Source organism: Hyphococcus luteus (genome assembly GCF_002943565.1).
GTDB lineage: Bacteria > Pseudomonadota > Alphaproteobacteria > Caulobacterales > Parvularculaceae > Hyphococcus > Hyphococcus luteus.
In genome coordinates, this window is the sequence record NZ_PJCH01000006.1 from 80,738 (window position 1) to 100,713 (window position 19,976).

The following is a 19,976-nucleotide window of genomic DNA, read 5'->3' on the forward strand; positions in this document are numbered from 1 at the left end:
AGGACGCCGTGACGTCCGCATTCGCACCCGGCCTTGCAAGCAGGCAAAAACTGACGGCGTTGCTCGCCGGGCTGATGGCGGTCGCGCCGCTGTCGATCGATCTATATTTGCCCGGCCTCGACCACATGGCCGCGGAGTTCGATGCAAGCGCGGAAGCGGCGCAGGCCACTGTCGCCATCTATCTCGCCGGACTTGCTTTCGGTCAATTCGCCTATGGGCCCGCTTCCGACCGTTTAGGCCGCCGCCCGGTGCTGATTCTTGGCCTTGCGGTCTATACGGCCGCCTCTCTCGCCTGCGCATTGGCCCCGGCTATCGGCGTAATGATTGGCGCACGGTTCGCGCAGGCGCTTGGGGGTTGCGCTTGCATGGTGATTATCCGGGCCGTGATCCGCGACTGTTTCGATCATCAGGAAGCGGCGCGCTTTTTCTCACTGCTCGCGCTTGTCGCCGGCGCCGCGCCGGTGCTCGGCCCGCTTTTCGGCGGCTTTCTCGTCGCCGCTTCCGGATGGCGGATCGTCTTCTTTCTGCTTTCCGCCTTTGGCGCGGGTCTAGCGCTGGCGGTTTTCTTGATGCTGCCCGAAACGCGATCGGAAGCAACCCGCAGTCGCGCGCGCAGCGAAAACCCTTTCAAAGCTTACGCAGCCTTACTGAAGATACCGGGATTTCGATCCTACCTCGTCGCGACCGGCATGAACCTCGCTGCCATGTTCGCATATATCGCAGCAAGTTCGCCGGTTCTGTCCGGCCTTTTCGCCCTTACGCCGATCGAATTCGGTTTTGCTTTCGCCGCAAATGCCGCCGGCCTTGTCGCCGGCAGTCAGATCAACCGCATATTGCTCAAACACCGGCGCGCAGACTGGCTTTTGAAGAAAATGGGGCTCGCCGGCGCCGTGCTCGCGGGCGTGCTTTGCATGGCGTCCCTTTTCGGCGCGCATGCGCTTTGGGTCGTGCTTGCCTGTTTTTTCGCAACCACCACTTTAGTCGGCATGATACAGGGCAATGTCACCGCCGGCGCGCTGTCCGTGGATCCTGAGCGCGCGGGCTCGGCCTCGGCGCTCCTGGGCGGCGCTTCGTTCTTTTGCGGAACGGCCGCAGCATTCGCCTCAGGCGCCCTGTTCGACAACACCGCGCGCCCGGCGCTCCTGGTCATGACGGCGTGCCTCGCAATATCCGCCGGCGCCGTGTTCTTACTCAAAAACAACAGGCCCGGCGTGGTTTAAGGCCGTGATCAAGCGAAATCGGGCTCCGATCTCGCCTTGCAGCTAAAAATACGATATATTGACTAAACAAATTGTATAATAATTTGGAGGGGAGAATGATCCGCGCTCAAAACCTTATCGCCGCCGCCTGTCTGTTGTTCGCAGCGCCCGTCATGGCGGAACAAAGCGGCGGCCCCGTCGGCGAAACGATTGAAGTCGGCGACACTGGCTGGGCGAATAAACGCCCGGTTTTTGCTGCGGCTTGCCCCCAAGGCTGTCCATGGGGCGAACTCGGCGAGTTCCTGAAAGAAGCGATGGCCGGCTATGGCTACGACATCGTTTTGTGCCGCAACTGCAATCGCGACCGGGCGCCGCGCCTCGTCTCCGAAGCCGGCGCCCCGCCTGCGCTGCAGGAAAGCGATCTGGAACACGGCACGAAAACGCGTTTCGACGCTCCGGTGGATTTCGGCATAACGGCAAGCGGCATGCTCGCAGACGCTTATCACGGCCGTGGCGTTTACGCTAAAGACGGACCTTATGAAAATCTGCGTCTCATCGCTCGCATTGAAGACCCGACTTTTCTTTTGGCCGCCGTGCATCCCGACAGCGACATCGCCAGCCTTGACGACATTCGCAAAAACAAAACGCCAGTGAAAATTCTCGCATTCGGACAGGGCGCGAACGAAGTGCTCGCCTATTACGGCCTGACCAGAGAAAATGTGGAGAAATGGGGCGGATCAATAAATCTCGGCATGGGAGCGGATGCGGATACCGAATTTGACGTCATCATTGACGACCTCGCCAGCCCCGCGCAGAATCTTGAAAGCGTCCACTGGACGAATCTCAGCTATGCTCACGATCTCGTCTTTCTGCAACTTCCGGACGCGCTGCTGGAAGACCTGGCCGCCCAAGATGACTATCAGCACGTGACCGTGAAATGGGGGCTTCTCCGGGGCGTTGATCGTGAAATCGAGACCGTTGGCCGCAACGGAGAAGCGTTTTTCGCCCGGGCCGATACGCCGGACGGCGCCGCTTACGATATCGCGAAAGCCATTGACGAGGCCCGCGGCGATCTTATTTGGCTGATTCGCCGGTATTCACTGGAGCCGCGCGCCGTCTTCAAGAATCAGGGAGTGCCCCTGCATCCTGGAGCGGAACGCTATTATCGCGAACGGGGCTATATCAAGTAGGCTTCCCGTTTCACCAGGGAAGCTTGCTTCCATCCCAAGGAACGATGGCGCGCCGCTCGATCAGCCAGGCGCCGTCATGCTGCACGCAATCGGTGACATAATAGCCGGTCGCGCGAATGTTGCCGTTTTCGTTCGGCGCAATTTTCTCGACCTGTGTCCAATAGCAAAAAACCCGGCAGCCTTCCTTCGTGGGCTGGAACACATAGTGATCGATGAGGTGGGTCCAGATTTTATCCCCGCGAATTTCGTATACGCTCTCAATCAGCTTAACAATCGCCTCACGCCCTTTGGTGATTTGCCCAAACGCTTCGATGGAGCCGTCCGGCGTGAAAGCGGCGGCCGCCGCTTCAGGGTCATTGCAATCATAAGCCCAGGCGTAGCGGCTGAGAAGCTCCATGATCTCCAAGCGGTCTCCGGCGCTCAGTTTTACAGCCCCGGCCGCGCTCGCCTCTTGCGACGCGCCAAACAGCCCCGCCGCACCGGCGGCGATCGGCGCGGCTGCAAATACGCGCCGGGATAAGGAGGGCCCGGCGTCGTTCGCTGAATCCGTCATAAGTCATCCTTCCGTCTGTTGCTGAAATCCTCACTGTGTTCCGGCTCGCGATAGACCAGAATCTCCACCTTGTTGCCGTCCAGATCCTGAAACATGGCGCCGAAATAATCGGCGCGGATTTCCGGCACGAGCGCCGGTTCGGCCTCGCTTTTCGCACCCGCTTCCATCGCAGCCTCGAACAAGCGTTTCAGCGTATCCCTGTCAGGGCATGCGAAAGCGTAATGACAATGTTGGGAATAATTTCCGGATTTCTGATGCGCCGGCGTTTGTATCCAGAACTCGGCCCGTCCGATTCCATAGCCGACAGCATCCGGCGTGAGATCCCAAACCCGGCGCATGCCAATAACGCCGAGCACGCTGTCATAAAAGCGGGCGCTTCTCTCAACGTCTCTGATGCATATCGCCGCGTGATACAGCATGAGGCCGGCCTCTTCCGGCGGCGCCCAACCGGCAGGGTTCAATCCGCCGAGGACTGTTCTTCCGCTATGAGTTTAGACAGCATTCTGCGCACGGCGATCGGCGCCGCATCCGTTCGTAACAGGAGACGATCGAGTTCCTCATTGGAATCGCTCGTCAATAGAACCTGCTGTTGAGCTTCAATCATCGGCTCATCCTGCGTGCGGAAGGCCGTATCGAGCATGTTGAGGAGCGCCTCGTCCACTTTCGGATCGTCAAGCTTTACATTGCGCGCTTGGGCGAAGAAATAATGGCTGGTTGTTTCCGTTTCAGGCGTAATCGCGTGAACTGCAGGGATGCAAAGACCGGTCTCTTCCGGTTCGCCCGTGCGCACGGCGCCGAGATCGAAATTCAACAGGGATGGCGGAAACCATTGCATATGCGAGCGCGAATCCATGCGTTCATCATCGAAGCCGAATATATTGCGCGTGGGTCCGTTTGGGGGCTGGGCCCGGCGGATCCTTTTTGCAGTAATGCTTCGCTCGTCGCGCACCAGTTCAGCCTCGGTCCCCCGAAGGCGAGCTTCCGTGGACATGCCCGGCACGACAAAATCAGGATGCAGATAGGCGGCGTGACTTAGGTCGAGAAGGTTGTCGACAATAAGCTGGTAGTTCGCCTCCACGCGCAGATACCCGGAAACGGTCGAATAATCCGAACGTGTTAGAAACCCGAAATCGGGCAGCAACGACTCGTCCGCATTTTCCGGCGCTCCCGGCCAGATCCAGATGAATCCGTATTTTTCTATCGCAGGAAAACTGCGCACCTGCGCTGCGCGCGGAATTTCATCGTAGTGCGGATTATAGACGCAAGCGCCGTCCGGCGAGAATTTCAGCCCGTGATAGGGACACTCGATATTGTCGCCATGGGCCGCGCCTCTCGAAAGCGGCGCACAGCGATGGGGGCAGCGGTCGTGAAGCGCCGCGGGAGAACCGTCTGTCTTTCGATAAATCGCCACCGGCGCGCCGAGCAGCATTCTACCGAAAGGCTTGTCCTCAACTTCCGAGGAATAGGCCGCCGCATACCAGCAATTCTTGAGAAAGGTCACTGTCCGTTACCCTATCGACGCTCTGTCCTCACCCAAACTTGTTAGACAATTTGGTATACCACTTCAAGAATTGAATCTCGCCGCACCGCCTCAAAGACAATACACCGCAGACGCCGCGCCGCCGAGCATAAGGGCGCGCTCCTCCACGCTGAAGGCGGCCGTCGCTTCGAGGGCGAGTCCCACCATGTCCCCATAAGCGCCAGGCGATTGAGAGATATCCGATCCCCACATCAGCCGCTCGCAGCCAAAAAGAGTCGCGAAATTCGCCAAAATCTCGCCCGCCGGAATGCCCTCGCTTTTGAGGCGCCCCAGCGGAATAGTGGTGAATTTCAAGTAAATCTCGTCATAATCCGCCATAGCTCTGACAAGATCATCGACGCCCCCCTCGCCTTCCAGTTCGATTGCTCCATTCGCGAGATGATCCACCACCACGGGCAGGCCGCGCACGCCCTCAAGCATCTCCAGCATAAGCGGTATTCCCGCCTCGCGATTCCAGGGAAAGAAGTGAACGCAAAGCGGCAACCCATGATCCGCGCAGGCCCGCCAGACCTTCTCGGCCGTCGGCCCGGCGACCCAGTCGAAGCTTTCCTCGCCTATTTTCGCCATCAGCCTGAAGCCGGCCGCGCCTTCCCTGGCGAGGGCGCGCACCATTGCGCCAGCCCCCTCGCTGCGCCCGTCCACGGCGCAGACAGGAACCAAGCGCCCGCCTGAAAGTGAAGCTGATTCAAGGAGATAGCTATTATCGAAGCGGTAATATTGGGTCCTTTGAACGATCAAAGACCGCGCAACATGAACGTCATCCATTTCCCCGAGCAGACGGCGCCATGTCATGGGCCCGTCCTCGGCCTGAAGCGCCGCACGATAAGCTTCGGAAACAGCCGGAAACCGGTCGGGCTCGTCGGAAACCACATGCGCGTGGCTGTCGATGATGTGCATTGTCTGCGCCTCTGTCGCGGAATTGAAATTCTGCATAATATTCTACATTTTCGTTAGTCATTTTAATAGAGGCTGATGATTGCGACTTTGACACAAAGCCATCTCCGAGACATTATATCTATACAAAAGAGTATAATATTCGAATGCGGCGTCAAAACAATTCCAAGTTGAAAAGACCTGCAGGCATATAAACTTAGGGTTGCCCGGACGTCTCAGCGTAAAGACGCGCCAACCGTGGGCCCGCATCCTGGGGAGAAAGAGGCTGAAATGAAAAGCCCGGTGCGCGCGAGCGTCAAAACTGACATCGAGACATGCGAGATTCGCGAATTCGAACGCCCGGAAATACCGCCCGGCGCAGGGCTGCTGAAGGTCGAATGCGCCGGCGTTGGTGGCAGCGATCCGGAAATGTACCGCAAGCCGAATACGGCCCCCTGCATTATGGGGCACGAAAATGTGGGCGCAGTCGAAGAGCTGGGCGAAATCGCCGCCAAACGCTGGGGCCTTAAGAAAGGCGATCGCATCGCCTTGCATGAATATCTTCCCTGCTGGCGCTGTGAATGGTGCCTGCAGGGCGATTTCCGCCTTTGCATGGAAGCCGATTTTTTCAACGTGAAGGACAGATTCAACACGGTCCGCTACGGCACCTGCAACGCCGATATCGCCCCGCATCTCTGGGGCGGTTTCGCCGAATACATGTATCTTGCGCCAAACGCCGTCATTCATAGGGTTCCCGACGGCATGAATGCGCGCGTCGCCACGCTCGCTATTCCTCTCGGCAACGGCGTCCAATGGGCGGTGCTGGACGGCGGCGCAAAGTTCGGCAGCCATGTTCTTGTCTTCGGTCCCGGACAGCAGGGACTTGGTTGCGCCCTTGCCGCAAAAGCCGCAGGCGCGCAAACCGTCATCATCGCCGGGCTGACCCGCGACCGCGCGCGTCTCGACGTCAGTCTGAAACTCGGCGCCGATATAGCCGTCAATACCGAAGAAGAGGATTTGTCAAAGGCGGTCATGAAGGCCACGGGCGGGCGCGGAGTCGATGTGGTGGTCGACACGACCGGCGACCCGTCGGGCGAAATCGCGGAGCAGGCCATCGCGCTTTCGGCAAAGGGGGCCTGGCTCAGCCTCAACGGCCTCGGGCAATCGGCACCGATCGGCGAAATCAAAAAGCGCTATCTCACTGTCAAAGCGCCGCGCGGCCACAGTTACCGCGCAGTCGAATCAGCCCTTAAATTAGCCGCCTCCGGTCGGTGGCCGGTCGAACTTTTATGTTCTCACGACTACGGCCTTGAAGATGTCCACAAAGCAGTGCTGGCCACTGCAGGCCGCCATGTTGACAACGCTATTCACGTGACGGTCAGCCCTTGGAAAAAGGCTTAGAACAACTCCATAATAGAAAACGCTAAATTTGGACTTTCAAACCTATGACGGCCAAGACCTCACCGAACAAAATCGTCGACACATTGCGCTCCATGATCATTCGAGGCGCATTGGCGCCGGGCGAGCATCTGGGACAGGCGGAACTCGCAAAGCGATTCGGCATGAGCAAGGTGCCGGTCCGCGAAGCGTTGAAGCAACTCGCAGCAGAAGATCTTCTCCAGCACGATCACAATCGCGGATATTTCGTTAGCAAACTGTCGCTCGACGAAGCCAAGCAGCTCTACCGGCTACGCCGCTGGATCGAGGCCGAGCTGCTCGCCGGCGTGCGCTGGCCGACGGACGAGGAACTCAAAGATTTCCGCCGCGGCTTTGAAGAGCTTGACCGTCTCGCCGATATGCGCGACCGGCTTGGCTGGGCGGCGGCGCTTGAACAATTGCGGCGCTCGATTTTTGAATTGTCGCCGGAAAAAGTGCTGCTGCGCGAGGCGCTGCGATTATGGTCGCTCACCGACCGCTATCGCGCCGTCCTTCCCGGTGATAAAAGCGGAAGTCCCGAACGCGCGCTGGTGGACGCCCTAGAACGCCGTGATCGCTCGGCACTGTTGAGCAAGTACCACGCAGACCGGGACCGCGTAGAAAACCTGCTGATTTCGGTTTTGGGGGACGCCTCCGCCGACACCGCCATGCGCTGAGCTTTTCACGCTGGAAAACCGAAAACGCGAATCGCGTTTCCGCCGAAGATCGCACTGGAATCGGCGCCGATTTCGCGCCACGCATTCTGCGCCCATTCAAGCGCCTGCGCATAGCCTTCACGCGCCGCGACCGGCGGAAAGTCGCTTCCCCACAGTAGTCTTTCGTCGCCGAAGGCGGCGCGCGTTCTTTCCAGAATGCTGTGCACGCCATCGAGTTCGAGAGGGTGCTCATCGCCCTGATCGAATGACTTGCGCCTCGGCGCAAGCTGACCGAGGCCCGGAACTTTCAGAAGAACATTGGGAAGCGCAGAAAGCGCCAGCACTTTCTGCATCATGGCGTCACGGTCGCCGACATCAGGTCTGGCGAGCCCGCCAAGATGCTCAAGCACGATCATAAGATGGGGACAGGCCCGGGCCGCTTCCTCAAGCGAACCGTCCACGAACTGCGCCGCAGGAGAGACGCAACTGACGGCCATGCCGAATTCTTCCGCCGCACGCCATGGGCCGAGCGAATCTCCTTTCGCAGCGCGAAATCCGGGCCGAAAACGCAGGCCGGCCGCACCCGCATCGGCCGCTTTTTCCATTGCCCCCCGGGGATCGTCGCATTCCGGGTCGATCGCCGCCACAAAGCGGAATCGGTCGGGATGTGCGGCGCAGGCGCTCATCATATCATCATTTTCGACGGCGCCGAGAAGCTGCACAAGCACGGCCTTATCGACGCCGCAACGATCCATCTGAAAGAGCAGCGTTTCGACCGGCTCATACCAGCGGGTCGAAACATGGCAATGCGCGTCAACAATCATCCGCGGTCAGGCGGCGCTTGAAATGTCGGCGCGAAATTCATTCGGCAGCGGCAATTCTTTTTTCCACTCAGATGTTTTGGGGAATGTGAAGGTTTCGGCTGTCACTTGCGACCAGTCGATATGCGCAGTAGCTGCTTTCGGCTTTTCGCCTTCCTGCAGCGCCGCCGCCGCGCGCATCACCGCCCGCCGCCAGGCGACGACCGCCATATCCGACCGGCCAAGATGTTCTTTGGTGCGATCAAGAATCGGCCCCTGCGTTTCGCTAACCGCATGGTCCTGAGTAACGACGCCCACAATGCCCGAGAGATTTTCAGTTTTCATCATGTCCCGGTCCTGTTTATACCAGTTGTCCTTATTAACAAGCTTGCGGAAGTTCTCGTCGTGCCAGTGCCCACCCTCTTCATTGCGATGCTCGCGGTCGATTTTATACTTCTCGTCAAAAAACCACTGAATGTGCCAGGTCGAATAGTCGTCGCGCGGCACAAAGGCGTTGACTAGCCGCCGTTCGCGCCGGAATTCAGGGGCATTCCCGCCATCGGGCGGGATGAAAGTCCAGAATGGCAGCACCACCTGCGTCACCCGCGCATGAGACATCTCCTCATTCAGCGATCTGACGGCGCAATAACGCAAACCGTAATTCGTCATTTCCACTTCGAGCTTCGGCCGGAGATCTTTTTCGTGCGGATATTTTGCTTCATGGGTCCAAGGACTTGAGCGGTGCAGCACGCCCGCATGCGCGGAGTCGACCGTTCCTTCCACCGCCTGGGCGTAATTGCAGTCTTCCATCAACTTGAAAGGTTCGGCATGCCCTTCTTCCATGGACAACCAGGGAAACTCGGGAAAGACCGGCTTTTCCTCCGCCGGCCCCATATAGGTCCAGACCATCCCGCCGGCGACATGCACCGGATAGGATGTCACGCGCATGCGCTTCGCCAATCCCGATCCCTCCGGCTCCGTTGGCGTGTCGACGCATTGTCCGTTCACGTCGAATTTCCAGCCGTGATAGAGACAGCGCAGCCCGCATTCTTCATTAACCGCAAGCGCGAGCGACGCCCGCCGATGGGGGCAGTGTTCGTCGAGCAGACCGATCCGCCCTTCAGTGTCGCGAAACGCCACCAGGTTTTCCCCGAGCAGCCGGACCCGAACCGGCTTGCCGTCCCTTTCAGGAAGTTCGCTTTCGAGGAGCGCCGGCAGCCAGAAGCGGCGCATCAGTTCTCCCATGGGCGTGCCGGGGCCAACGCGCACCAGAAGCTCGTTTTCTTCGCGTGAAAGCATGGCCAGACTCCTCTATTGTTAGTCAAAATAGTATTCTATATGTGTTAGACATTAAACTCCAGCCGAAAAAAGGGCAATCCATGGATCTGGACGATATCTGCGACATTGAGGCCGTCTCCCGGCGGACGCTTGAGGCAATGACCGAGCGAATCCGCGCGTCCCGGTCGGAAGAGCACTTCATTTACCGCGAGGCCGAGCTCGACCAAATCTGGCGAATCATAGGCGCGCGCGCCGAGGAAAAGCGCCGCGACAGCCAAGCCCGGCGGGATCTCGCAGCCCTGCAAAAGGCTGTGCATCAGGCCCATGACCTGATCGGCCTCAACCCCCAGCCGATCGCTGCGGCGGGAGTGCTGCGCCAGGCGCTTGCCTCATTCGACGGGGAGATCGATTTATAGGCTGCGATATTCGAGAGTTTCGAGCACCAGCTCCTGAAAAGCATGGCGCCGCTCCCGGCGCACGGCCAGCAGTTTTTCCCTGTCTTTTTGAGCCAGAGCTTCAACCAGATTATGTTTGTTGACGATATTACGCTCTGCGCTCTCTCTGCGCGGCATTGGAAGGATCGCCCGAAAGCGGTCCGTCAACGTCCATAATCGCATCGCTTCATTGACGATGATCTTGTTCGGCGACAAATTGAAAATTTCTTCGTGTATGCGCCGGTGTTCATCCCACCAGGACAGACGGTCGCCTTCGTCCAGAAGCTTCTCGAGGCGCGCCGCATGCGCGCGCAGAACATTCAGTTGCGCCTTAGTCGGCCACTCGATCGTCGTCAGGAGTTCGTCTTCGATCAGATCGCGCATGCGGAAAAGCTGGCGCGCTTCGTCGCTCGACAGACGCGCGACAAAGAACCCGCGATTGGGATCGTGATCGACGATGCCTTCCGAACTAAGAAGCTTCAGGGCCTCTCGAACGGGCACCCGGCTTGCGTTGAATTGTTCGGCAAGCTCTTTTTGTCCGAGCCTCAGTCCCGCCGGGAGCGCGCCCCGGGCGATCATCCCCCGCAGCCTGTCCGCGATCTTCACGGGGACAGCGACGGTTAATTCTTCCATTTCCTGCAAGTGGCCCTCAATCGATATTTGGATATCGGACCGTATTACACTGTTGTTAGAAAATTGAACAGATTCTCTCATCGCGCTGCTGGCGGCTTCATTGCCGCAATCCGGAAGGGACGAACACTGACCAGGCGCAGCACGCCATGTCCCACGAATGGGTCGGACGCAGCCAAGTCACTGGCGTCCTTCAGGTTTTCCGCCTCAAGGATCACTACGCTGCCATTCGGATCTCCCTGATCGTCGAGCAGCGGCCCGGCCAGAGGCATCTTCTCGCCAAGCCCCTTGCGGTAGGCGATGTGGTCGGCGCGTTTCTCCTCCCGCGCCTCGGGATTTCCGAGCTCCTCATATTCCACGAGAAAATGCGGCATGGGCGTACTCCTCCCTCTCGTCAAACAAGCCCGCTCAATCTTTGCGTGTCTGCAAAGAATGATAACGGTGCTGGCGGCGCGCCTCATCGAGGCGCATGCCGCTGCGCGCCGCTTCGCGGATGCTGTCTTCGGCCGCGGCGATTTCCGCTGCAATATCCAAAATCCGGTTCTCGTGGCTGCGCGGGATGACGATAACGCCGTCGGCGTCGCCGCGCATGATGTCGCCCGGGGCCACGCGCGCGCCGCCGATATTCACAGGGCGTCCCATTTCCTCGACCTGTACGCGATCCTTGCCCGTGCGCATCCAGTGGCCGCGGCTGAACACCGGATATCCAAGCTTGCGGCAAAGCGCGACGTCCCGACTGACGCCGTCGATCACCGTGCCGGCGATTCCGCGCCGGTGAGCGATTTCAGTCAGGATATCGCCCCAGATGGTCGCATCTTCGCGGCCGCCATTATCAATGACCACAACCTCGCCGGCCGGCACATCGTCAATATAATCGCCGACCGTGCCGGGCGGCGTCGACGCAGGTCCGCAAATCATGGTGAACGCGCGCCCGGTCATCTGAAACGCATCGGAACGCCCGGCAATCTTGTAGCACTGACCGACAATGCCGAGCCGGTCGAGCGCGTCGCTCAGGGTCGCCGTATCGTATTCCGCCGCGCGTTTGACATTCACGTCTTCCGCCATTTCGCTATTCCTTCGCCAGCATGTGCTCGTAATCGCCGCCAAGCACCGCCGAGATCGATTTCCCCTCGCCGATCGCTTTCGCCATGGCCCGTTCGCGCGCCGCGATCGCTTCCGCCGCTTCGACAACGCGCAAAATGTTATCCGGTTTGATAACAATCACCGCACTGTTGTCTGCGGCAACGTAATCGCCCGGAGCGACCTCCACATCGCCGATCTTAATCGGTTCATTGAAGGTTTTTTCGACGACGCGGCCGCGCGCCGTAAAACTGGTTGTCCGATTGGTGAAAATCGGAAATTGGCAAGCCCGCGCCTCGTCGATATCGCGAACGGGCCCGTCCGCGACCACGCCAGCAACGCCGCGGCTCTTGGCCCCGAGCGTTAAAAGCCCGCCCCAGCATCCGGCTTCGACGCCGCTGCGCTGTTCGACAACAATAACGTTGTCGGGGCCGGCGGCTTCAATCGCCTGCGTGCCGAGATGGCGCACGGGCCCCGGCGGCGGCTCACCTGGCGCCACCTTGAAGGTGACCGCCCTCCCCGCAATTCGCCCTGCGCCGGATTGCTGCGGCAGATGCGTGACGGCGCCTTTCAAGCCCAGCTTGTCGAGCGCGTCGGACAGGGCGCAGCAATCGAGCGCGCGCAGCCGGGAGAGCAACTCCGCTTGTTCCGCCATGCCTTCGCTCCGATCAAATATCCAACTTAAACACTTTTTTGGCGTTGCCGGAAAAGATCATCGTTTTCTCTTCCTCACTCAGCCATTCGAAACCCTTGATAAACGGAGCGATGTCATCGAGCGTCACGCCCGTGTCAGGATCGACCGCAGAACCGACGCCCGGACATTCCGCGCCGAAAAGGCAACGGTCCGCACCCACTGTCTTGATCAAAAGGCGCAACGCCTCTTCCGAATAAAGCACGGTGTCATAATAGAGATTGCGCATTTCTTCGATGAAATCGCCGCCTCTGCGGATTGCGGACGCTCTGAAGCGGCCCACATGAAAAGGAATAGCGCCGCCGCCATGGCTGACGACTATTTTGAGGTCTGGAAAGTCTTTGAATACGTCCGACACCAGAAGGCCATAGACGGCCATTGTCTCTTCAAGGAGGAAATTCAGCGTATAAGGAGCGCGTTCGGAACGCGATCCGGCCGAGTGAATATGCGCCGGCACGTCAAGTTCGCAAAGCTTCTCATATAGCGGATACCAATAACGGTCGCCGAGCGGCGGCGGTTCCACGCCCGAATTCTCAAACGGATCAGGATTGAGAAGACAGCCCTTGAAGCCAAGCTTAACCACAGCGCGCTCGAGTTCGGGGAGCACGACCTCGACCGGATCTCCAGCGACCTGAGGCAGCCCCGCGACGCCAATAAAGCGGTCCGGCATGAGCTCAACCTGCCGGGCGATAATATTGTTGGATTCTTCAGTAAACCAGTGAACGAGCTTGCCCGGTTTTTCCGAGTGCATCATCTGAAACGGGCGCGGCGAGAGCAGCTGCAGCTTCGTTCCCACACGATCGAGCATGTCAAGATGGCCGCAGGGCGCCATCTCCTTCTTGTTGGCGTAGCGCAGCAGTTCCTCATCGGAAATCTCGGGAAACTTCCGTCCGTGCTCTCCGCGATGGGATAACAACAGCGATTTGTAGACCCACAAATCTGCGGGCGCGCTGACATGCCCGTGGCAGTCTATGATCATGAATTTCCGGCCCTCCCGGGACGCTCCGCCGACTTAATCTTGTATTGCGCCAAATTATTGGATACTATTTTGTATAACAATTTATGCAGCGCGGTCAATCGCCGTTCTGCAGGCGAAAAGCCGCGGCTCGGCAGCCGGCTGGGCGGCAAAGAAAACCGGGCCAGCCTGGGGAGGAATGGAGCGCACATGTCAAAATCGACGGCCAAGCAAACCGCGCCTCTGGCGCCGCCGTCAACAGGCGAAGAAGCCTTGGAGCGGGCGCGCATCCTCAAAGACGAGATTGAAGACTACGCGCCTGTTGCAGAGCGCGAGCGCAAAGTTAGCGCCGAGATCGTGGATAAACTCAACGCGCTCGGTCTTTTCAGCATTGTCGTTCCGAAGACGTTTGGCGGGGCGGAACTCGGTTTCGCCGACCTTGTCCGGGTCACGGCTCAGCTTTCCGAATATTGCGGATCTACGGGCTGGATCTACGGCGTGCTCGCCGGACACAGCTGGATGCTCAATTTGTTTCCGCTAAAGGCGCAAGAAGAAGTCTTTGGCGCAAACGGCGCTCTTGCCGCAACCGTCTTTCGCCTCAACGGACAGGTGGAAAAAACGAATGACGGCTTCCGGCTGACAGAGGGCGAGGGAAGATTTTGTTCCGGCATCGACTTCGCAGACTGGGTGATTGTCGGCAACGCCGTTCGTAAACCAGACGGCGGTCTCGAGCCTTACTTCTTCAACATCCCGAGATCCGACATTGAAATAATCGATGACTGGCGCACGGCAGGAATGCGCGGCACGGGCAGCCGCTCAATTCGCATCGCCGAGGCGTTTATTCCTCAATGGCGCACCTGCCGCCTGGAAGATATGCTGAAGGGAACCGCGCCGGGCGCAGCCTTGCATGAGCGGGGCGTTTACAAACTGCCCTTTTCCGACATCGCTCCCTTTTCAATCATCGGCGCGCCGATCGGCATGGCTCGCAGCGCTGTAAAAAACGCCGCCCGCGAAGCTGCGGCAGACCTTTCCAATGCCGATGAGCTCGCAATTGCGCATCATTCGAGCAAGCTCGCACGCATCGGCGAGGCGGCGGCCGAAACCGACGCCGCAATGACCCTCGTCCTCGCAGACGTTGCACTGATTGATGCAGCCGTTTCGCGATCCGACATTTCCGAAGAAGATCGCGCGCGCTTTCCGCGAGACTGGTCGTGGGCGGCGCAGACCGCGCGCCGCGCCGCGACAAGCATGTTCGAAATTTCCGGCGGCCGCGCGATTTATGACGGCGCGCAGATCCAGCGCATCTGGCGCGACGTCAATTCGGCCGCACAGCATTTTGCTTTTAATCGCGAAATTGCAATGCCGGCCTATGGCCGCGCCTTGGCCGGACTTGGCGACGCCGCCGGATATGCGCTGCGCACCGGCCGGCGTTAACCGGCAGATCACAGAACGGAGTTTTACCGCATGGCAAGCGACAATCCCCTTCTCAGGCATATGGGCGTTCAGGATTTTTTCGGGGGACTTGTGGAAGACGACGCCCCCCATGGCGAGATTCATGTCGTGGGACTGGGCGGCGCCCTGAACGAGGGAAGCTCAAGCGAGCGCCTCCTGCGCTATGCGCTTGAGCGGTGCGCCGAGCGTGGCGCAAACACGTCCATCTTCACGGGCGGCGATCTCGATCTGCCGATTTACGCGCCATTCAATGATGAACGTACAGACAAGGCCAAACGGATGATTGAAGCCTTGCGCGCTGCAAATGGGATAATTCTTTGTTCTCCATGTTATCACGGCACGGTGTCCGGCCTGATCAAAAACGCCATCGATTACGTGCAGGACATGTATAAGGACGAGGCGCCTTATTTCGAAGGCCGCGCTGTCGGGCTTATCGCCGCCGCCGGCGGCTGGCAAGCGACAGGCAGCACGTTGGCCACCCTCCGCGCCATCACACATTCTCTGCGCGGCTGGCCGACGCCAATGGCGGTTGCGGTGAACACGTCGCTTCCGGTATTCGACGAAGCCAAGACCATAGTCGACGAACAGGTGAAAACCCAACTCGATATCATGGCCGAACAGGTTGTCACTTTTGCAGGCATGTCGGCGCGTCGCTGAAGCTGAAACGGCTTCTTTCGCCGCGCTTACTTTTTCTCACCAGCTTCAGCCGACAAACTCTTACGCGTCGCCGGTGTGTAAAGCGTTTCCGTTTCCGGCGCGGCGTCCGCTTTTCGTTTCTTCAGCCGATCCCAGATAATCGCGACAATCACGGCTACGAAACCGCATATATATCCAAAGCGCTCATAGTTGGTCATTTCGAGCGGGTTAATGCTGTGATGGTCGACATGTCCATCAAACGCGAATGCGAAAAGACTCCAATCCATCAGTTCCTCCTAAAAATATTTTTTTATGTATGGAAAATTTCGCCAGATCGGCGACGGGTTCGCACGAATCTTCAGAAGCGGGAGAAAATAGCCCGAATATGCCGCAAACAGGATCAGGTGAAAAATCATGTTGCGCGTGCCCGAAGCCATAATATGCGGCAATGGCGAATGAAATGCGTTGAGAATGAAAACCGTGACCGTGACCGGAAACAGCAATATTAATGCGATAGGAACGCCGATATTGCAGATCAACATCAGGCCCGCAATCATTTCAATGATCTTCGCCACATCGAACAGCCCCAGCGTGATTGTGACATCGATATAGGTCGCGCTCGGCGAAGGCGGCAGTGTCGGCCAGGGCCAGAAGCGCACATAATAGTTGAGCCCTGACATCAGATTGAAACCGCCAAAGAAATAACGCACGAAGATAATTGCGTAATGCTGAAATTGCGGGCCAAACAACTTATTCATGACCTTCTCCGGATTCTTGTTGCGCCGTCTTGTCGGCCGGCCTGTCTTTTCTGGTCAAATCCCGCATAACAGCGACTATAACGGCGATGATCATCGCCGCGATCGGGATCAAGTCATAATAAATTCGATAGTCCTGCATCACGCGCGTCCTAACCCTGCCCAGGCGAACCCGTCATGGGTTCGCGCGCTCCCCAGCGCCACAATGGACGCATCTCGGGACGCAGTTTCAACAGGCCTTTGTAAAACCCGAAATAGGCCGCAATGAGAAACAGATTGAGAACGAGCTCGCGGGTTCCGGTAAAAAGCGAGCGCTCGGAATGGACGACAATCACGCTCGTGTAAAAAATCGATATGCTGATCGGCAGTTCCATGAGCAAGGCGACCGGCGTCAGAATATTTAAAAGCAATAGCGCGCCGACAAGCGCTTCAACGCCCTTGATGACGTCGAACAGGCCCATGGCCGTCATCGAATCGATGAAAGGACCGGCGAGCGGATGCGTCACCTGCGGCGACGGGAGCCATTGAAAAAAATAATTCAGCCCTGAAAAGAGCGAATGTCCACCGAAAAAGCCCTGAGCGGCGACCACAACATACTTCGCAGGATGCGCAAGCCGGCCCATTAGCGATTTCCCTCCGCTTTGCCGCGTCTTTGCGCGACCCCTCTCGCCAGCCTTCGCCGGTCATGTTGAAAAGTATGGATTAGCATTGAACAAAACGCAAGATTGTTAGATTATATGCGCTAAACAAATTTAAGAGTGTTTCATATGCAGGACAGACCACCGTCTCGCACCCGCGCGCCGGGCGAGACCGCTCGCAAGTCGTCTGCTGATGAAACGCCGTCTCAGCCTCCGTCCTATGCGCTGGCCTTCATCGTCGGCGCCGCCTTTTTCATGGAGGGGCTCGACACAACGATTGTCGCAACTTCCCTGCCGCAAATCGCAAACTCAATCGACCGTTCCGCGACCGAACTCGGTGTCTTGATGACATCCTACCTTCTCAGCCTGTCGGTGTTCTTGCCGGCAAGCGGCTGGATGACGGACAGGTACGACGCCCGCCATATCTTCCTTTGTTCGATCGCAATTTTCACGCTGGGCTCTCTGATTTGCGCAATCAGCGGCTCGCTGGAGGTCATGACTGCTGGTCGGTGCATGCAAGGCGCCGGCGGCGCCATGATGACGCCGGTCGGCCGGCTTCTCCTGGCGCGCAGTTTCCCGCGCGATGAACTGGTCCGCGCCATGAGCTACATGGTCATTCCGGGACTGATGGGGCCGATGCTAGGGCCAGTGGTCGGCGGATTCATTACAACGCACTTTAGCTGGCGCTGGATCTTTCTCATAAACCTGCCTATCGGCGCGCTGGTTTTCGCGCTCGGCTATTCGCTGATTGAAAAATTCAAAGCGCTGCATGCGCAACGCTTCGATTTCAAAGGCTTCATTTTAGCGGGAATTATGCTCGCCGCCCTCCAGACAGCGCTTGAAGTCACCGCAAATGAACAAGAACTGACTTATGTTGCGGCAGCCGCATTCGGAATCTTCATCATCGCCGCACTGACATTATTCCACCATCTGAGCCGCACAGTTGCGCCAATTTTCGATCTCAAAGTATTCCGTCACCGCTCTTTTTCCGCCGCCGTCTTTGGCGGCGCGTTTTCACGGCTTGCGCTCGGCGCCATTCTTTTCCTGTTCCCCCTGCTGTTCCAGCTCGGATTCGGAGCCAGCCCCTTCGAGGCAGGGTTATTGCTCGGCGTACTGGCCCTCGGTCAGATGGCCACGCGCCTCATAATCGACAGATTGATAAATTACGCAGGCGTCAAGCGCACGCTCGTCGTCAACAGCGTAATTTTGATTCTCATGCTGCTTGGCGTATTGTTGCTCAGCCCAGCGACGCCAATATATCTGATTGCAACTTACCTTTTTGTCTTAGGTTTGTTTCATTCCGTGCAATTGTCGACGCTGGCCGCCCTCAACTTTTCCGGCCTGGACAGCACAGAGCTCGGTTCGGCGACGTCGATCTCATCGGTGGCGCAACGCATCTCAATGGCGATCGGCATTTCCATCGCAGCGCTTGTTCTTGGCCTGGCGTCTCCTGGCGCTGAACCGGACGCAAGCGCTTTCGTTCTGCCTTTTGTCACCATCGCCCTGCTCGTAAGCGGTTCGGTCGCAATCTTCGCCACCCTTAAACCCGAAGACGGCGGCGACCTTATTTCAAAGAAGCCACATCGGGCCTCCCAACCGTAACCGTCTTCGGCAGGCTCCTGAAACCGATCGCCGAAATCGCGGCGACGATGCCGAGAGCCAGTATTGCGATTTTGGTTTCGGCAAGTCCCGGGTCGGCGCCCGCGCGCCCTGTCACAGCGCCGGCGATCAAAAGTATAATGCTGACGAACGCCACGGCCAGCGCGTTGCCGAGCTGCAAACTCGTCGCTGAAACAACAGAGCTCATATTATGCTGCTCCCGCCTAATATCGACATAGGTCAGGCCGGTTGTGCCGCTAAACAGGATGCCGCGCGCCGCGCCGATTACAACGAGAACGCATATCAACAGCGCAATAGGCTGATTGCCCGCCCCTATTGCAATAAACAGAAGCCCCCCGGCGCCGATAAACGAAGTGGCGAAAAGCGCGTTACGATAGCCAATTCTTTTAATCGCCGGCGAGACGAACGGTTTGGTTACAAGATCGCCGGCGTCCACCGCCAAGACAATGAATGCAGCCTTAAGGACGCTGATGCCGAGCCCCAACTGAAGCATGATGATGAGAACAAAGGAGAGCCCCCTGAATGCAATCCGGGCGCCAAGACCGCTGCCTATGGTGCTCATGCGAAATGTCGGCGTGCGGAAAACAGAAAAGTCGAAAATAGGGTGTTCCGTCCGCTCGCAATGCCGGTAGGCGGCGACGCCAAGCACTGTACCGACCGTGAGAAGACCTGCAAACAACCGATAGAATGGCGCCTCGTTGCTCACCATCCCAAGCGCCGAAATAAGGCATATAAGGGACCCGCCGACCAGCAGGAAACCGGCCCAGTCAAAGCGGCGCAGCAAACCCGACCGGACCGACGGCAGCAGGATAGCGATCATCGCCGCCGCAAGGATAGCCACGGGAATATTGACCAGAAATATAGCACGCCAATTGAACCAGGTCACAATTATGCCGCCCAGCGGCGGGCCAAGCGTCGGCGCCAGCAGCATGGGCATGCTCACCCAGGTCATGGCGTTGAGGCGGTTCGAATCGTCTGTAACCGCCAGGAGAATGTTTCTTGCGCTGATCAACATCAAAGCAGCCGCGCCGCCTTGAAGGAAACGGCAGATGACGAAGATCGCCAATGACGACGACAGAGCCGTCAATGCGGAAAAGAGGGCAAAAGCCGCAAGGGCGAAAAGACATCCGGTCTTCGCTCCGATGCGGTCAATCAGCCAACCGCAGGCGGGAAGCAAAATCGCATGCGCAATGTAAAACGCCGTAACGCCAAAGCTGAGCTCCATAGGCGTCACGCCAAGCGCGCGCGCAATGGGCGGTAGGGCGGCGATAAACATTGCACCGTCGAGTTGCGTCATGAATGAGGGGATAGCGATCGCAAGCGTCTTTTTGAAAAGGCCGCCCTTTCCCGTTGCATCCTCCGCCGACACGCCGCTCAGGCTCTCACCCGCCTCATTCATCAGTGACGTGTCTCCTCAACAGGGTCGAAAGCCGCGCGCCTGCCGCGCCGGAGCAGGTCCATAGCCGCTCGCGCTGAATGCCACAGGTTCAGACGCGGAGAGCGCAACCCGCAGCGGGCGGTCAGATAATGGCTTTTCAGCGCTCATAGCACCCCGCAAAATCGAATACAATATTGGTATA

The 19,976-nt window shown here is 58.3% G+C and carries 24 protein-coding genes; 8 read left to right on the forward strand and 16 right to left on the reverse strand.

All coding sequences use genetic code 11. The annotated features are described in order from the left end of the window. Positions 1–8: 8 nt before the first annotated feature. Positions 9–1,220, forward strand: coding sequence for a multidrug effflux MFS transporter (locus CW354_RS11105; protein WP_133162284.1), 1,212 nt, complete (start codon positions 9–11; stop codon positions 1,218–1,220). Between the two features lie 95 nt (positions 1,221–1,315). After that, positions 1,316–2,389: a TAXI family TRAP transporter solute-binding subunit gene (locus tag CW354_RS11110; RefSeq protein ID WP_104830157.1), complete on the forward strand. Its 1,074-nt coding sequence runs from the start codon at positions 1,316–1,318 to the stop codon at positions 2,387–2,389. Positions 2,390–2,399: 10 nt separating this feature from the next. Here the strand turns inward: CW354_RS11110 and CW354_RS11115 are convergent, their stop codons facing one another. From CW354_RS11115 to CW354_RS11130, 4 genes are all read right to left on the reverse strand, one after another. Then, positions 2,400–2,942, reverse strand: coding sequence for an SgcJ/EcaC family oxidoreductase (locus CW354_RS11115; RefSeq protein ID WP_104830158.1), 543 nt, complete (start codon positions 2,940–2,942; stop codon positions 2,400–2,402). Beyond that, on the reverse strand, positions 2,939–3,361 hold the full coding sequence (locus tag CW354_RS11120) for a VOC family protein (RefSeq protein ID WP_133162285.1): 423 nt from the start codon (positions 3,359–3,361) through the stop codon (positions 2,939–2,941). The genes CW354_RS11115 and CW354_RS11120 overlap by 4 nt, the downstream gene beginning before the upstream one ends. 38 nt (positions 3,362–3,399) lie before the next feature. Continuing rightward, positions 3,400–4,443 carry an aromatic ring-hydroxylating dioxygenase subunit alpha gene (locus CW354_RS11125; RefSeq protein ID WP_207764768.1) on the reverse strand — a complete coding sequence of 348 codons (1,044 nt, stop codon included), beginning with the start codon at positions 4,441–4,443 and terminating at the stop codon, positions 3,400–3,402. Positions 4,444–4,533: 90 nt separating this feature from the next. Beyond that, complete coding sequence (locus CW354_RS11130) at positions 4,534–5,379, reverse strand: amidohydrolase family protein (RefSeq protein ID WP_165793661.1); 846 nt, start codon at positions 5,377–5,379, stop codon at positions 4,534–4,536. Between the two features lie 267 nt (positions 5,380–5,646). Here CW354_RS11130 and CW354_RS11135 point away from each other — a divergent pair, with 267 nt between their 5' ends. Both CW354_RS11135 and CW354_RS11140 read left to right on the forward strand, forming a co-directional pair. Beyond that, a complete protein-coding gene (locus CW354_RS11135; protein ID WP_104830161.1) occupies positions 5,647–6,756 on the forward strand; it encodes a zinc-dependent alcohol dehydrogenase in 1,110 nt (369 codons plus the stop codon). Between the two features lie 44 nt (positions 6,757–6,800). Then, a complete protein-coding gene (locus CW354_RS11140) occupies positions 6,801–7,448 on the forward strand; it encodes a GntR family transcriptional regulator (RefSeq protein ID WP_104830162.1) in 648 nt (215 codons plus the stop codon). A gap of 5 nt (positions 7,449–7,453) precedes the next feature. On the opposite strand, the gene CW354_RS11145 is transcribed toward CW354_RS11140, so the two are convergent. Together CW354_RS11145 and CW354_RS11150 are read right to left on the reverse strand one after the other, a co-directional pair. Next, a complete protein-coding gene (locus CW354_RS11145) occupies positions 7,454–8,251 on the reverse strand; it encodes an amidohydrolase family protein (protein WP_104830163.1) in 798 nt (265 codons plus the stop codon). A gap of 6 nt (positions 8,252–8,257) precedes the next feature. Then, the gene (locus tag CW354_RS11150; RefSeq protein ID WP_104830164.1) at positions 8,258–9,526 is read right to left on the reverse strand and encodes a Rieske 2Fe-2S domain-containing protein; all 1,269 of its coding nucleotides are present in this window, start codon (positions 9,524–9,526) and stop codon (positions 8,258–8,260) included. An 80-nt stretch (positions 9,527–9,606) separates the two neighbouring features. Here CW354_RS11150 and CW354_RS11155 point away from each other — a divergent pair, with 80 nt between their 5' ends. Further along, on the forward strand, positions 9,607–9,921 hold the full coding sequence (locus CW354_RS11155) for a hypothetical protein (RefSeq protein ID WP_104830165.1): 315 nt from the start codon (positions 9,607–9,609) through the stop codon (positions 9,919–9,921). Here CW354_RS11155 and CW354_RS11160 read toward each other — a convergent pair. The 5 genes from CW354_RS11160 to CW354_RS11180 all read right to left on the reverse strand — a co-directional run bounded on the left by CW354_RS11160 (position 9,916) and on the right by CW354_RS11180 (position 13,319). After that, positions 9,916–10,572 carry a GntR family transcriptional regulator gene (locus tag CW354_RS11160; protein ID WP_165793662.1) on the reverse strand — a complete coding sequence of 219 codons (657 nt, stop codon included), beginning with the start codon at positions 10,570–10,572 and terminating at the stop codon, positions 9,916–9,918. The genes CW354_RS11155 and CW354_RS11160 overlap by 6 nt on opposite strands. 77 nt (positions 10,573–10,649) lie before the next feature. Beyond that, positions 10,650–10,943 carry a YciI family protein gene (locus CW354_RS11165; protein WP_165793663.1) on the reverse strand — a complete coding sequence of 98 codons (294 nt, stop codon included), beginning with the start codon at positions 10,941–10,943 and terminating at the stop codon, positions 10,650–10,652. 34 nt (positions 10,944–10,977) lie between these two features. Next, positions 10,978–11,634 carry an RraA family protein gene (locus CW354_RS11170; RefSeq protein ID WP_104830168.1) on the reverse strand — a complete coding sequence of 219 codons (657 nt, stop codon included), beginning with the start codon at positions 11,632–11,634 and terminating at the stop codon, positions 10,978–10,980. Between the two features lie 4 nt (positions 11,635–11,638). Then, positions 11,639–12,304 (reverse strand): RraA family protein, encoded by a 666-nt coding sequence (locus CW354_RS11175; protein WP_104830169.1) that lies wholly within the window; start codon positions 12,302–12,304, stop codon positions 11,639–11,641. A 13-nt stretch (positions 12,305–12,317) separates the two neighbouring features. Then, positions 12,318–13,319, reverse strand: a complete 1,002-nt coding sequence (locus CW354_RS11180) for an amidohydrolase family protein (RefSeq protein WP_104830170.1) — start codon at positions 13,317–13,319, stop codon at positions 12,318–12,320. A gap of 186 nt (positions 13,320–13,505) precedes the next feature. Between CW354_RS11180 and CW354_RS11185 the strand changes: the two genes are divergently transcribed. Further along, on the forward strand, positions 13,506–14,729 hold the full coding sequence (locus tag CW354_RS11185; RefSeq protein ID WP_104830171.1) for an acyl-CoA dehydrogenase family protein: 1,224 nt from the start codon (positions 13,506–13,508) through the stop codon (positions 14,727–14,729). A gap of 30 nt (positions 14,730–14,759) precedes the next feature. Then, positions 14,760–15,404 carry an NADPH-dependent FMN reductase gene (locus CW354_RS11190; RefSeq protein WP_207764769.1) on the forward strand — a complete coding sequence of 215 codons (645 nt, stop codon included), beginning with the start codon at positions 14,760–14,762 and terminating at the stop codon, positions 15,402–15,404. Between the two features lie 26 nt (positions 15,405–15,430). Here CW354_RS11190 and CW354_RS11195 read toward each other — a convergent pair whose 3' ends face one another. Genes CW354_RS11195 through CW354_RS11205 form a run of 4 tightly spaced genes read right to left on the reverse strand, consistent with a single transcriptional unit; the run spans position 15,431 to position 16,761 of the window. Then, a complete protein-coding gene (locus CW354_RS11195; protein WP_104830173.1) occupies positions 15,431–15,670 on the reverse strand; it encodes a hypothetical protein in 240 nt (79 codons plus the stop codon). Positions 15,671–15,679: 9 nt separating this feature from the next. Further along, positions 15,680–16,141 (reverse strand): hypothetical protein, encoded by a 462-nt coding sequence (locus CW354_RS11200; protein WP_133162286.1) that lies wholly within the window; start codon positions 16,139–16,141, stop codon positions 15,680–15,682. Further along, positions 16,134–16,280, reverse strand: a complete 147-nt coding sequence (locus tag CW354_RS23415) for a hypothetical protein (RefSeq protein WP_165793664.1) — start codon at positions 16,278–16,280, stop codon at positions 16,134–16,136. Before CW354_RS23415 ends, CW354_RS11200 begins: the two co-directional genes overlap by 8 nt. 10 nt (positions 16,281–16,290) lie before the next feature. After that, a complete protein-coding gene (locus CW354_RS11205; protein WP_104830175.1) occupies positions 16,291–16,761 on the reverse strand; it encodes a hypothetical protein in 471 nt (156 codons plus the stop codon). Positions 16,762–16,905: 144 nt separating this feature from the next. Here CW354_RS11205 and CW354_RS11210 point away from each other — a divergent pair, with 144 nt between their 5' ends. Continuing rightward, a complete protein-coding gene (locus CW354_RS11210; protein ID WP_104830176.1) occupies positions 16,906–18,378 on the forward strand; it encodes an MFS transporter in 1,473 nt (490 codons plus the stop codon). Here the strand turns inward: CW354_RS11210 and CW354_RS11215 are convergent. After that, entirely contained in the window at positions 18,341–19,795 is a 1,455-nt protein-coding gene (locus tag CW354_RS11215; RefSeq protein ID WP_104830177.1) for an MFS transporter, read from the reverse strand. The genes CW354_RS11210 and CW354_RS11215 overlap by 38 nt on opposite strands. Between the last annotated feature and the right edge of the window lie 181 nt (positions 19,796–19,976).

What these genes read in the sequence shown, in the direction of transcription:
- CW354_RS11110 (WP_104830157.1), top strand. Translation starts at nt 1,316, where the DNA reads ATGATCCGCGCTCAAAACCTTATCGCCGCCGCCTGTCTGTTGTTCGCA.
- CW354_RS11115 (WP_104830158.1), bottom strand. Translation starts at nt 2,942, where the DNA reads ATGACGGATTCAGCGAACGACGCCGGGCCCTCCTTATCCCGGCGCGTA.
- CW354_RS11120 (WP_133162285.1), bottom strand. Translation starts at nt 3,361, where the DNA reads ATGCTGTATCACGCGGCGATATGCATCAGAGACGTTGAGAGAAGCGCC.
- CW354_RS11130 (WP_165793661.1), bottom strand. Translation starts at nt 5,379, where the DNA reads ATGCACATCATCGACAGCCACGCGCATGTGGTTTCCGACGAGCCCGAC.
- CW354_RS11135 (WP_104830161.1), top strand. Translation starts at nt 5,647, where the DNA reads ATGAAAAGCCCGGTGCGCGCGAGCGTCAAAACTGACATCGAGACATGC.
- CW354_RS11140 (WP_104830162.1), top strand. Translation starts at nt 6,801, where the DNA reads ATGACGGCCAAGACCTCACCGAACAAAATCGTCGACACATTGCGCTCC.
- CW354_RS11145 (WP_104830163.1), bottom strand. Translation starts at nt 8,251, where the DNA reads ATGATTGTTGACGCGCATTGCCATGTTTCGACCCGCTGGTATGAGCCG.
- CW354_RS11150 (WP_104830164.1), bottom strand. Translation starts at nt 9,526, where the DNA reads ATGCTTTCACGCGAAGAAAACGAGCTTCTGGTGCGCGTTGGCCCCGGC.
- CW354_RS11155 (WP_104830165.1), top strand. Translation starts at nt 9,607, where the DNA reads ATGGATCTGGACGATATCTGCGACATTGAGGCCGTCTCCCGGCGGACG.
- CW354_RS11160 (WP_165793662.1), bottom strand. Translation starts at nt 10,572, where the DNA reads ATGGAAGAATTAACCGTCGCTGTCCCCGTGAAGATCGCGGACAGGCTG.
- CW354_RS11165 (WP_165793663.1), bottom strand. Translation starts at nt 10,943, where the DNA reads ATGCCGCATTTTCTCGTGGAATATGAGGAGCTCGGAAATCCCGAGGCG.
- CW354_RS11170 (WP_104830168.1), bottom strand. Translation starts at nt 11,634, where the DNA reads ATGGCGGAAGACGTGAATGTCAAACGCGCGGCGGAATACGATACGGCG.
- CW354_RS11175 (WP_104830169.1), bottom strand. Translation starts at nt 12,304, where the DNA reads ATGGCGGAACAAGCGGAGTTGCTCTCCCGGCTGCGCGCGCTCGATTGC.
- CW354_RS11180 (WP_104830170.1), bottom strand. Translation starts at nt 13,319, where the DNA reads ATGATCATAGACTGCCACGGGCATGTCAGCGCGCCCGCAGATTTGTGG.
- CW354_RS11185 (WP_104830171.1), top strand. Translation starts at nt 13,506, where the DNA reads ATGTCAAAATCGACGGCCAAGCAAACCGCGCCTCTGGCGCCGCCGTCA.
- CW354_RS11190 (WP_207764769.1), top strand. Translation starts at nt 14,760, where the DNA reads ATGGCAAGCGACAATCCCCTTCTCAGGCATATGGGCGTTCAGGATTTT.
- CW354_RS11195 (WP_104830173.1), bottom strand. Translation starts at nt 15,670, where the DNA reads ATGGATTGGAGTCTTTTCGCATTCGCGTTTGATGGACATGTCGACCAT.
- CW354_RS11200 (WP_133162286.1), bottom strand. Translation starts at nt 16,141, where the DNA reads ATGAATAAGTTGTTTGGCCCGCAATTTCAGCATTACGCAATTATCTTC.
- CW354_RS23415 (WP_165793664.1), bottom strand. Translation starts at nt 16,280, where the DNA reads ATGCAGGACTATCGAATTTATTATGACTTGATCCCGATCGCGGCGATG.
- CW354_RS11205 (WP_104830175.1), bottom strand. Translation starts at nt 16,761, where the DNA reads ATGGGCCGGCTTGCGCATCCTGCGAAGTATGTTGTGGTCGCCGCTCAG.
- CW354_RS11210 (WP_104830176.1), top strand. Translation starts at nt 16,906, where the DNA reads ATGCAGGACAGACCACCGTCTCGCACCCGCGCGCCGGGCGAGACCGCT.
- CW354_RS11215 (WP_104830177.1), bottom strand. Translation starts at nt 19,795, where the DNA reads ATGAATGAGGCGGGTGAGAGCCTGAGCGGCGTGTCGGCGGAGGATGCA.